The organism is Kocuria marina, assembly GCF_000786655.1.
GTDB lineage: Bacteria > Actinomycetota > Actinomycetes > Actinomycetales > Micrococcaceae > Kocuria > Kocuria marina_A.
On sequence record NZ_JROM01000021.1, the window covers coordinates 221644 to 233228 of the forward strand.

10 protein-coding genes and 1 pseudogene are annotated in these 11585 nt (G+C 69.8%); 7 read left to right on the top strand and 4 right to left on the bottom strand.

Annotated features, from left to right (window positions below):
- Positions 1 to 80 precede the first annotated feature (80 nt).
- The 5 genes and pseudogenes from AS25_RS06775 (at position 81) to AS25_RS06790 (ending at position 6070) form a co-directional block, all read left to right on the top strand.
- Positions 81 to 731 carry a carbonic anhydrase gene (locus AS25_RS06775; protein WP_084118074.1) on the top strand — a complete coding sequence of 217 codons (651 nt, stop codon included), beginning with the start codon at positions 81 to 83 and terminating at the stop codon, positions 729 to 731.
- A 148-nt stretch (positions 732 to 879) separates the two neighbouring features.
- Positions 880 to 2286 (top strand): class II fumarate hydratase, encoded by a 1407-nt coding sequence (locus AS25_RS06780; RefSeq protein ID WP_035963681.1) that lies wholly within the window; start codon positions 880 to 882, stop codon positions 2284 to 2286.
- 640 nt (positions 2287 to 2926) lie between these two features.
- Entirely contained in the window at positions 2927 to 4669 is a 1743-nt protein-coding gene (locus AS25_RS06785) for a pyruvate dehydrogenase (RefSeq protein ID WP_035963683.1), read from the top strand.
- Positions 4670 to 5130: 461 nt separating this feature from the next.
- A pseudogene (locus AS25_RS15490) lies at positions 5131 to 5697 on the top strand (sugar-binding domain-containing protein); the annotation flags it as partial.
- Positions 5693 to 6070, top strand: a complete 378-nt coding sequence (locus AS25_RS06790) for an FGGY-family carbohydrate kinase (protein ID WP_084118055.1) — start codon at positions 5693 to 5695, stop codon at positions 6068 to 6070. The pseudogene AS25_RS15490 and the gene AS25_RS06790, both read left to right, overlap by 5 nt.
- 116 nt (positions 6071 to 6186) lie before the next feature.
- On the opposite strand, the gene AS25_RS06795 is transcribed toward AS25_RS06790, so the two are convergent.
- Both AS25_RS06795 and AS25_RS06800 read right to left on the bottom strand, forming a co-directional pair.
- On the bottom strand, positions 6187 to 6654 hold the full coding sequence (locus AS25_RS06795) for an NUDIX hydrolase (protein WP_035963934.1): 468 nt from the start codon (positions 6652 to 6654) through the stop codon (positions 6187 to 6189).
- A 41-nt stretch (positions 6655 to 6695) separates the two neighbouring features.
- A complete protein-coding gene (locus AS25_RS06800; RefSeq protein ID WP_035963687.1) occupies positions 6696 to 7235 on the bottom strand; it encodes a prepilin peptidase in 540 nt (179 codons plus the stop codon).
- Positions 7236 to 7314: 79 nt separating this feature from the next.
- Here AS25_RS06800 and AS25_RS06805 point away from each other — a divergent pair, with 79 nt between their 5' ends.
- Positions 7315 to 8085: a hypothetical protein gene (locus AS25_RS06805; protein ID WP_052160779.1), complete on the top strand. Its 771-nt coding sequence runs from the start codon at positions 7315 to 7317 to the stop codon at positions 8083 to 8085.
- Positions 8086 to 8250: 165 nt separating this feature from the next.
- Here AS25_RS06805 and phoH2 read toward each other — a convergent pair whose 3' ends face one another.
- Positions 8251 to 9606, bottom strand: a complete 1356-nt coding sequence (gene phoH2 / locus AS25_RS06810) for an RNA 5'-3' helicase PhoH2 (protein ID WP_084118056.1) — start codon at positions 9604 to 9606, stop codon at positions 8251 to 8253.
- A 249-nt stretch (positions 9607 to 9855) separates the two neighbouring features.
- Positions 9856 to 10617, bottom strand: coding sequence for an isoprenyl transferase (locus AS25_RS06815; protein WP_035963689.1), 762 nt, complete (start codon positions 10615 to 10617; stop codon positions 9856 to 9858).
- Between the two features lie 135 nt (positions 10618 to 10752).
- Between AS25_RS06815 and trhA the strand changes: the two genes are divergently transcribed.
- Entirely contained in the window at positions 10753 to 11466 is a 714-nt protein-coding gene (trhA, locus tag AS25_RS06820; RefSeq protein WP_035963938.1) for a PAQR family membrane homeostasis protein TrhA, read from the top strand.
- Positions 11467 to 11585: the final 119 nt, after the last annotated feature.

Below are 11585 nucleotides of genomic sequence, written 5' to 3' on the forward strand. Positions count from 1 at the left end.
GTCCCGGAACCGGGGCTAGTCTAGGACCCGAGCGAGCCGACCCGGCCCAGCCGTCGTGCCTTCGAGATTTGGAGATCAGCGTGAGCACTCAGCCGTCTGCCGTGGAGAACACACCCCGCACCCCGTTGGGGGCCTGGCGGAAACTGCGGGAGGGCAACGCCCGGTTCATCTCGGGTGACACCCTGCACCCCCACCAGGACGCCCAGCGCCGCAAGGACCTCGCGCAATCCCAGAAGCCGTTCGCGGTGATCTTCGGGTGCTCCGACTCCCGCCTGGCCGCGGAGATCATCTTCGATCTCGGGCTCGGCGACGCCTTCGTGATCCGCACCGCGGGCCAGGTGATCGACAACGCCGTCCTGGGCACGCTCGAGTACGCGATCGAGGTCCTCGGCACGCCGCTGATCATGGTGCTCGGCCACGACTCGTGCGGCGCCGTGACCGCGACCAAGGCCTCCGTGGAATCCGGGGAACTGCCCCGCGGTTTCCAGCGGGACCTCGTGGAGCGCATCACGCCGTCGGTGCTCGAGGCCCGGAGGCAGGGCCACACGGACCTACAGGACATGGTCGTGGAGCATACCAAGCAGACCGCGGCGCGCATGCTCGACCAGTCCGCGGCGATCTCCGGCGCGGTCTCCCGGGGCGAAGCCGCCGTGATCGGCGTGTTCTACCACCTCTCGGACGGCCAGGCGGACCTCGTCTACAGCAACGACCCGGCGTTCCGGGACGCGTGAGTCCCCCTCCCGGATCTCACCTCCCATGCCCTGCTGAATGACGACGACGCCGCGCGCTCCCGTGCACACGGCGTCGTCGCCCTCCGCACCGCGGTAGTACGGCGACCGCGAAGGCTGACGACGGGGCCGTGGGCCTAAACTGTGGGCCATGGCAGAAAACACCGAGTACCGCATCGAACACGACACCATGGGTGAGGTCCGCGTCCCCAAGAACGCGCTCTACCGAGCCCAGACCCAGCGCGCCGTGGAGAACTTCCCGATCTCCGGCACCACTCTGGAACGCGAGCACATCAAGGCGCTCGCGCAGGTGAAGAAGGCCGCCGCCACGGCCAACGAGGAACTGGGTGTCCTCGACGCCCAGCGCGCCCAGGCCATCCGCGACGCCGCGGACGCCGTGGCCTCTGGCCAGTACGACGAGCACTTCCCGATCGACGTCTTCCAGACCGGCTCGGGGACCTCCTCCAACATGAACACTAACGAGGTGCTCGCGACCCTGGCCACGCGCTCCCTCGAGTCCGAGGGCGTGGAGGTCCACCCCAACGACCACGTCAACGCGTCCCAGTCCTCCAACGACGTGTTCCCCACCTCGGTGCACGTGGCCGTGACCAACGCGCTGATCAACGACCTCAAGCCGGCCATGGACGTGCTCGCGATCTCCCTGGAGAAGAAGGCCTCGGAGTTCAAGGACGTCGTGAAGTCCGGGCGCACGCACCTCATGGACGCGACCCCCGTGACCCTGGGTCAGGAGTTCGGCGGCTGGGCCGCCCAGGTGCGCTACGGCATCGAGCGCATCGACGCGTCCCTGCCGCGCGTGGCCGAGGTGCCGCTGGGCGGCACGGCCGTGGGTACCGGGATCAACACCCCGGACGGGTTCTCCGCGCGCGTGATCGAACTGCTGTCCGAGGAGACCGGGCTGCCGGTGACCGAGGCCCGCAACCACTTCGAGGCGCAGGCCAACCGCGACGGGCTGGTGGAGGCCTCAGGACAGCTGCGCAACATCGCGTACTCGTACATGAAGATCATGAACGACATCCGCTGGATGGGTTCCGGGCCGAACACGGGCCTGGGCGAGCTGCACATCCCCGACCTGCAGCCGGGATCCTCGATCATGCCGGGCAAGGTCAACCCCGTGATCTGCGAAGCAACCATCCAGGTGGCCGCCCAGGTGATCGGCAACGACACCACCGTGGCGCTGTCCTCCACCAACGGCGCGTTCGAGCTGAACGTGGGCATCCCTGTGATGGCCGCGAACCTGCTCGAGTCCATCCGTCTGCTCGCCAACTCCTCCCGCGTGGCCGCGGAGAAGATGGTGGACGGACTGCAGGCCAACGAGGATCGCTGCCGCTTCCTGGCCGAGGCCTCCCCCTCGATCGTGACCCCGCTGAACAAGGCCATCGGCTACGAAGCCGCCGCGAAGATCGCCAAGCACGCCGTGGCCAACAAGGTCACCGTGCGCGAGGCCACCATCGAGCTCGGCTACGTGGACGGCGAGAAGCTCACCGAGGAGCAGCTGGACAAGGCCCTGGACGTCACCACGATGACCGGCAAGCACTGATCCGCTCGTCCCGTATGGCACTCACCGGCCCCCGGTGAGCGCCCCGGGAAACAGGGGCGTGCTCGCGTCACCCCGTCAACGGCAGAACTCGGCCACCCGTTCACCGGGTGGCCGAGTTCTTCGTCGCGGCGGGGACCTCCTGACCGCCGAGCGGTCGGGGAGGTCCTACGGAAGGTCACGCCTTCCGGGGTGAGGAGGCCGCGCACCGGGAGACCCCGGTGGCGCCGGCCACGGCGCAGGAACGCTGCGCCCGTGCCACGGTTCGAGCACCCGCACCCGGGTGTTCCCCCACCGCCCCGCTGATGCGCGACAGAGCCCGAGGCGCTCCCGCGTTCCCGCGGCCGCTCAGATGCACGTGGAACTGCGGCGCCGTGGTCCCCGCATGGGACACGGTGGGCTCACGATCGGACGGGGTGGGTGTGCGAATGCTCACGGGCTCCATCATGTCACGTGCGGGGCGATCGCGCGGCGGCGCGGGACCGAGCGGCCGCGGGGCCCTCGTGGGACACCGCACGCACCGGTGTTCCGTTGCCCACAGATCTCTTTGACCGCAAGGACCCGGGGCTACCCTGGATGACAGAGACATTCGTGATGCCAGCCCGGGTGCTCCCGCGGCGGGCCATTCCCCCGAGGAGACAGTGTGAAACTTGCAGAGCAGATCGTCCAGCAGCTAGTGGAAGCAGGTGTGGAACGGATCTACGGCGTGGTGGGCGATAGCCTGAACCCCATCGTGGACGCCGTGCGCCGCACCGGCGGCTCCGCCAAGGGTGGGATCGACTGGGTGCACGTGCGCCACGAGGAGGCCGGTGCGTTCGCAGCGAGCGCCGAGGCTCAGCTGACCGGCAAGCTCGCCGTGTGCGCGGGCTCCTGCGGGCCGGGCAACCTGCACCTGATCAACGGGCTCTACGACGCCAACCGCTCCGGTGCGCCCGTACTGGCGATCGCCTCCCACATCCCCTCGCAGTACATCGGCTCCGAGTACTTCCAGGAGACCCACCCGGACCGGATCTTCACCGAGTGCTCCGTGTACTCGGAGCTGGTGAGCACCCCGCAGCAGTGCCCCGCCGTGGTGAGCTCCGCGATCCAGTTCGCCGTCACCAGCCCGGGCGTCTCCGTGGTCACGCTGCCGGGCGATCTCGCGGACTCTGACGCCGCCGTAGAAGCCCGCCCGTTCGCCGTGCCGGCACCGAGCGCCGTGGTCCCCTCAGACGAGACGGTCGAGCGCATGGCACAGGCCCTGAACTCGGCCAAGAAGGTCGCGATCTTCGCGGGCATCGGCGTGGCTGGCGCCCATGACGAGGTGATTGCCCTCGCAGACACCTTGAAGGCGCCCGTGGGCCACTCGCTGCGCGGCAAGGACCAGATCCAGTACGACAACCCGTTCGACGTGGGCATGACCGGGCTGCTGGGCTACGGCGCCGCAGCGGAGGGGCTGCACGACGCGGACGTGATGGTCATGCTCGGCACGGACTTCCCGTACGACCAGTTCCTCCCGGACGTCACCACCATCCAGGTGGACACCGATCCCACCGTGATCGGGCGCCGGACCGGCGTGGACATCCCCGTGCACGGTGACGTGAAATCCACGATCCTCAAGCTGCTGCCCGAGCTCGCGGTCAAGTCCGACCGCTCGTTCCTGGACAAGACCCTGGCCAAGCACGACAAGCTCATGAACAAGGCCGTGGGTGCGTACACCCGCAAGGTCGAGAAGATCACGCCTATCCACCCCGAGTACGCCGCGTCCATCCTGGACCAGGTGGCCGCCGAGGACGCCGTGTTCACCGCGGACACCGGTATGTGCAACGTGTGGAGCGCCCGCTACATCAACCCGCTCGGCACTCGTCGCATCCTGGGCTCCTACCTGCACGGGTCCATGGCCAACGCCCTGCCGCAGGCGATCGGCGCGCAGCTGGCCCATCCGGGACGCCAGGTCATCTCGATGTCGGGCGACGGCGGGCTCTCCATGCTCATGGGCGAGCTGCTGACGCTGGCGACCTACAACCTGCCCGTGACCGTGGTGGTGTTCAACAACTCCACGCTGGGCATGGTCAAGCTGGAGATGCTCGTGGACGGGCTACCGGACTTCGGCGTGGACGTGCCCCAGGCGAACTACGCGCAGATCGCAACCGCCATGGGCATGCAGGGCATCCGGGTGGAGAAGCCCAAGGACCTCGAGTCCGCGTTCACCACCGCACTCGCCCACCAGGGCCCGTCCGTGGTGGAGGTCATCACCGACCCCAACGCCCTGTCCATCCCCCCGGAGATCAAGAAGGACCAGGTCTTCGGCTTCGCCACAGCGATGTCCCGCATCGTGCTCAACCGCGGCGTCGGTGAGGCCGTCTCCATGGCCCGCTCCAACCTGCGCAACATCCCGCGCGGCTGACCCGCGGCCGTCGCGCTCACGACGGCGCACGCGGATGGGGACCCGGTGGCATGCTGCCACCGGGTCCCCATTGCCGTAGCCGGATTACACCGCGCCGGTGCCGCCGGGTGCCGCGAGGCCCCGGAAGCGTGTGGCCCGGACCATATAGGATCACGGGAGCAGTGACCCTGTTCGCTCCCGTCAGGATTGGAGGCGGTGTCCCATGACCGCCGAGGGCCCCTGGCCGCCCACCGACCCCGGCCGGCGTCGGCACCTGCTCGCCAACCTGGCGCACGGCTACTTCGTGGAGGGCGCCGCCAAAATCTCCCTGGGCAAGCGGTCTGGGCTCTCCCGGTTTTAGGTGACCCGCCCTGCTGCAGGAGGCGAAGGACACGGGGATCGTGCGGATCGAGATCGCCGTGCCCCTCGAGAGCCCCGATGAGCAACTCGCCCGCGCAGTCGGTCTGCGGCCGCTCGTCACGGTGGGGACCACCCAGTGGCCCGCCGACCGGGACGCCCTGGGCCGGGCCGTTGCCCGGGAGATTACGCGGGTGCCCCGGGACGGGGACACCCTCGGAATCTCCTGGTCCGGCGCCCTGCAGCACGCGGTAAAGCACCTCCCCGAGCTGCCGCACAACGATATCGTCCAGCTCGCCGGTGCCCTGCGCACGGACGACACCACGGAGAAAGAGTCACCGCGCCTGTTCGCTGAGCTTCGCAGCCGCACCGCGTGGCCCCTGTGGGCGCCCCTCGTGGTCGACCAGGCCGCGGCCCTGAAGAAGTCTCCCGAGATCGACGTAGCGCTGAGACGGGCGGACTCGCTCGACGTCGCCGTGCTTGCCATCGGCGGGTGGTCGCCGGACACCTCGACCGTGTGGCCGCGTGTGAGCGAGGACCTGGCCTGGGCGGCGGCGCGGGCCGGAGAGGTGGCCGAGGTCTCCGGCCTCCTCCTTGACGAGTCCGGCCACGAGCTGGACACTCCAATCGCTGGGATGGTCGTCTCGGCAAGCGTCGCGCTCCAGCGCCTCCGGGCGGCTGGGCGGGATGACGCGCGCGTCGATGACCCGCGAGAACCTAGCGCGCTCCGCGGTGCTGTCCGTGGCGGACTCCCTGGCGGACTGCCTGGATATCCTGCGCGGCGTGGACGTGGTCCAGCGCGTCCTGCTGATCGGCGGAGGGGCGAAGTCCGAGGCGCTGTGCAGCGTTTACCCGGACACCCTCGGCATGCCCGTGACGGTGCTGGAGACCGGCGAGCACGTGGCGCTCGGCGCCGCCCGCCAGAAGGCGTGGGCCCCGGGCGAGTTCCCGCGGTGGTCACGCTCCGCCAGCCGGGAGCTGCGTCCCTCCGACGACGCCGGTGTGCGCGAGTTCCGCCGCCGCTACGGCCTGGTACGACGGGCCACGGAGGCCGAACTGACCTGAGCCACCGGTACCCGACGGCTCCCTGGAGGGGCGGGTGATCTGCTTCCGCGCCCCCTCGCCCCGGGTGCACCGCCGGGGCGTCTCACGTGCCCGGTTCTTTCGGCGCGGCCGTGACGTCAGCACTCGAAGCCCGTGCGGCCCGTGAACGCCAGCGCGGCTCGCAGGCGCTCCGCCTGGTGCTCGGGCATCGGGGGCAGGTCGTCGAGTGAGTACCACCCCACCTGGAGGGACTCGTCGTCCGCCACCCGCGCCTCGCCGGAGACGTAACTGCACAGGAACGTGTGGTCCAGGAACTGGCAGCGGTCCCCGTTGGGGAATTCGACGACGTCCCCGGCCTTGACCCGCACGAGGTCGTCCACCGTGACCTCCACGCCGGTCTCCTCGAGGCACTCGCGGCGCGCGGCGACCCCGGGGTCCTCCCCCGGTTCCACGATCCCGGTGATCAGTCCCCAGTTCCCGTTGTCCGCGCGCCGCCCCAGCAGCACCCGGCCCTCGTGCAGGACCACGGCGGTGCACCCGGGCACCCACAACAGGTCGTGATCGATCTTGCGGCGCAGGTGGGCGATGAACTCGGGAACGGGCACGGGTGTCTCCTCCTGGGTGGGTACGACTGCGCGGGCGGCGTTCACAGGAACGCCACGACACCCAAGCTTCCCACGATCATGAACGGCCCCAGGGGGATGCGACTGCTCGCCCGGGCGCGGCGCAGGATCAGCAGTACGGCGCAGAACAGCCCGGCCAGCACGAACGTGGCCGCGAGCGCGAGCACCGTATGGGTCACGGACGAGAATCCCGTGAGCAGCCCCAGGACCCCCGCGAGCCGCACGTCCCCCATTCCCATGCCGGCGGGGTTGATTAACCGCAGGGCCAGGAAGAGTCCTTTCATGATGAGCAGACCCCACAGCATCCACCACAGGCGCACGGTGTCGTGGGCGAGGACGGCGGAGGCGCCCAACAGGAGGGCGGTCACGGGATACAGCGGGCGCACCACCCGCCCCGGCAGGCGGTGGTATCGGATGTCGGTGGCGGCGAGCCACACTCCTGTGCATGCGAGCACCATGACGGCCAGGGCGCAGGCCACCGCGGCCAGCTGCGCGCCAACCGTGGCTTCCTGCAGGTGCGCCCCCACGAACCCCCCGATGCCCGCCGTGTCGGGCGGGATCATGGACTCATCCTAGACACCCCGCTGTGGTGTGGGTCACGGATTGCGAGCCGTGTGGAGAATGGGTTCGTAGACTGGGCCCATGATCGCTCCCTGGCAGAACAGGCCCGCCCGATCGACCGTGTCCGAGGAGTCCTTCGCCGCGCTGTGCCGGTCCTCCCCGTGGCGCTGGGACACGCTGCGGTTCACGCTGTACTGGGTGAGCGAGGATCCTGACGCCACGGCGCAGCCCGTGCGCGTGTGGTTGCGCCGGCCGTCCGATCTGCGCGTGGAGACGCTGCGGGGTGCACCGTTGTACACGAGCACGTCGCTGGAGCGTTCTCGGGACGACTTCTACGTCTCGGACACGTCCCGCTCCTGGTTACTGCCTCCCGCGCTCGTCTCACCGGTCTACGACGACGACGGTCTGGTGGCCCGCCGCCCGGAGGCCGCCTACGGTGACCCGATCTTCGGGGGTGGGCGTTGGCAGGCGATCCTGGACCCCGTGGAGTGCGTGGGCCCGGCGCCCACCCCGCCGTACCTCCCGGAGCAGCGCCCGTCATTGCTGTCCTCGGTGGTGGCCGGGGCGTTCGCCAAGCGCCGGGTGTGGTGCGCGACCGTGGAACCCACCGTGCGCTACCGCCCCGTGACCGCGAACCATCCGCTCGCCCCGGGCCCCACGCGCATCGCCGTGGACACCGCCACCGGGGTCTGCGTCTACTCCCACGTGCTCCGCGGGCCGTACGCGGGTCAGGGCCACCGACTCGTGATCGAAGCGGTGGACGAGTACCAGCTGGACGACCTGTTCACGCAGCAGGACTTCAACCTCACGGACGTCTCACGCCACGTCCCGTGGCCCGTGCTGCCCGCGTGAGCCGCCACCCCTGATCGGCGCCGGGCGGGTTCTCGGACGACCGCGCTCGTCACATGCGGAGGGCGCGCGGCCCGGTCGGACATGACGATGCCGCCACGGATTCGGGAGCGCCGCCGCGGGTTCGGACCTGACGACGCCGCCCTCCCGGGCCCGCGCGCCGTCGGGTCACACGTCCTGGCGCTCGAGCAGGTCGGTCACGAGTGCCGCGATGGGTGAACGCTCGGAGCGGGTAAGGCTCACGTGCCCGAACAGCCGCTGACCCTTGAGCGCCTCGACCACAGCCATGATGCCGTCGTGGCGGCCCACCCGCAGGTTGTCCCGCTGGGCCACGTCGTGGGTGAGCACCACCTTGGAATTCTGGCCGATCCGGGACAGTGCCGTGAGCAGCACGTTGCGTTCGAGCGACTGCGCCTCGTCCACGATGACCCACGCGTCGTGCAGGGAACGCCCGCGGATGTGGGTCAGGGGCAGGACCTCGAGCATCCCGCGCACCACGACGTCGTCCACGACCGCCGGTGAGACCACGGAGGACAGCGTGTCGAAGACCGCCTGACCCCACGGGTTCATCTTCTCCTCCTCGGTGCCGGGGAGGTAACCCAGGTCCTGACCACCCACCGCGTAGAGCGGACGGAACACCATGATCCGGCGGTGCTCCCGGCGTTCGAGCACGGCGTCGAGTCCGGCGCACAGCGCGAGAGCGGACTTGCCCGTTCCCGCGCGACCGCCCAGCGAGACGATGCCCACGGCGGGGTCGGTCAGCAGGTCGATGGCCAACCGCTGCTCGGCCGAGCGCCCCTGCACGCCGAACACGTCCCGGTCCGCGGCGACCAGGCGCGCCTGCCCGTCCGGTTCGGTCCGGGCGAGCGCACTGCCCGCGGACGAGCGCAGCACGAGCCCCGTGTTCACGGGCAGCTCCCGGGCGTCCGGCACTTCCGTGCGGCCCTCGGCGTAGAGGGCGGAGACGACGTCGTCCGCGACGTCCAGGTGCGCCACGCCCGTGTACGCGTCGTTACCGCCGATCCACTCGCCGCGGTACTCCTCCGGGGCGAGCCCCAGGGCGGAGGCCTTGAGCCGCATGGGCAGGTCCTTGGACACCACGCACACGTCGTGGCCCTCGCCGGAGAGGTTCGCGGTCACGCTGAGGATGCGCGAATCGTTGTCCCGCAGCCGGAAACTCTGGGGAAACACCGTGTCCGCGACGTGGTTGAGTTCCACCTGGAGGCACCCGCCGTCCGCGAGGTCCACGGGCCGGTCCAGGCCGCCGTGGGTCACCCGCAGGTCGTCCAGCAACCGCAGCGCCTTGCGCGCGAAGTACCCCAGTTCCGGGTCGTGGCGCTTGGCCTCGAGCTCGGTGATCACCACCACGGGCAGCACCACGCGGTGCTCGGCGAAGCGGAACACGGCGCGCGGGTCCGAGAGCAGCACGGACGTGTCGATCACGTACGTGCGCACACCGGCCGCGGGGCCGTCCTCCTCGAGCGCGCCGGATCGGACGGGGGTCACGGGGGTGTCGATGCTCATGGGGCCCTTTCCCTGCGGAGTCCTTGGCCGGTGTATCCGGCACCTCTCACGCTAGGGAGGTCGATCGAGGGCGGCGCGCCCCACCGGTGAACGCCGCATGAACATCCGCCACGGGCCCGTGAACGGGACGGGCCACGGAACCCGGTGGCGGGGTCGCGCAGCGGGCTGGGCACCCGCGTCACGGACGCGCGGGCCGGGCGCAGCGGCGTCGTCGCCCCCGTCCGTGAGAACCGGACCGATAGACCCGGCTCAGCCCCCGAAACGGCGTTGACGGCGCGCGTAATCGCGCAGCGCGCGCAGGAAGTCCACGCGGCGGAAGTCCGGCCACAGCGCTTCGCAGAAGTAGAACTCGCTGTATGCGGATTGCCACATGAGGAAGCCCGAGAGTCGCTGTTCCCCGGAGGTGCGGATCAGCAGGTCGGGATCGGGCTGGCCGCGGGTGTAGAGATGCGCGGAGATGTCCTCGACGCTGAGCTCCTGCGCGGTCTGCGCCAGGGACGCGCCGCGCGCCTCCGCGTCCGTGAGCACCTCGCGCACCGCGTCCACGATCTCCTGCCGCCCGCCGTAGCCCACGGCGATGTTCAGGTGCGGGCCGGGATTGTCCACCGTGCGCTGCGCACTGCACAGCAGTTGCTCCTGGAGCTTCTCCGGGAGGGTCGCCAGCGCGCCCACGGGCTGGATCCGGCAGATCCCCTCCTCCTGCAGCTCGCACATGAGGTTGGTGATGATCTCCAGCAGGGCCGTGAGCTCCTCGCGCGGGCGGTTGAGGTTCTCGGTGGAAAGGATGTAGAGGGTGACCACCTGGATGTCCAGCTCATGACACCAGCGCAGGAACTCCACGATCTTGCGGGCACCCGCCCGATGGCCCTCCTCCGTGGTGGCCCCGAACTGGCGCGCCCACCTGCGGTTGCCGTCCACGAGCACACCCACGTGATGCGGCAGCTCGTCCGACGTGAGGGTGCGCGCCAAACGGTGCTCGTAGAAGGAATACATGACACGGGGAAGTTTCACGGCGTCATTCCTCCCCTGGGTCGGCCCGGTCCACACGGATTCACACCCCTAAACTACCCGTAGGGCAGACCCATTCCAGTAGCACCCCCGAGCCCCGTGTCCGCGGGGCACCCACGAGAGGCAGTGGTATCCACCATGTCCGACGAACGCACCGAGAAACGCACCGTTGCCGGCCCCGTGACGATCGTGCGTCACACGCGTAACGGTCCCCTCACGGTGGAGAAGAAGCCGTCGTGGCGCGGTTGGATCCATGCCGGGTTCAGCCCCGTGGCCGCGGTGCTGGGCGTGGTGGCCATCATCGTGGCACCCACGGTGGAACTGCGGCTCGCGTGTCTCGTCTACACGATCACCGCGATCATGCTGTTCGGGACCTCGGCGGTCTACCACCGCTTCTACTGGGGCACCCGCATGAACGCGGTGCTGCGGCGGATGGACCATTCGAACATCGCCCTGATCATCGCGGGGACCTACACGCCCCTGGCCGTGAGCTTCCTCCCGGTGGAGGGCGCCACGCTCCTGCTGGGCGTCATCTGGGCCATCGGTGCACTGCTCGTGATCTTCCGCGTCTTCTGGATGGGCGCACCGCGCTGGCTCTACACGCCCCTCTACGTGATCATGGGGTGCCTGGCCCTGCTGTACCTCCCGGCGTTCTTCGCGGTGAACGTCCCCGCGACCGTCCTGCTGATCTGCGGCGGCGTCTTCTACATCGCCGGTGCGGTGTGTTACGCGACCAAGCGTCCCCGGTTGCTCCCCGCGACATTCAGCTTCCACGAGGTCTTCCACGCGTGCACGATCGGCGGATTCGTCTGTCATTACATCGCGATCATGCTCGCGATGTTCGCCGCATGAGCGCCACCTGAGCCCCGGTCGTCGGTCCGCCGGCGCTCGGTGCGCGGGGGCGTCCACGTCGCTCACGCGATGACGACGACGCCGCCGCGCGCCCCCACGCGCAATCCCTGCGCTCAGTC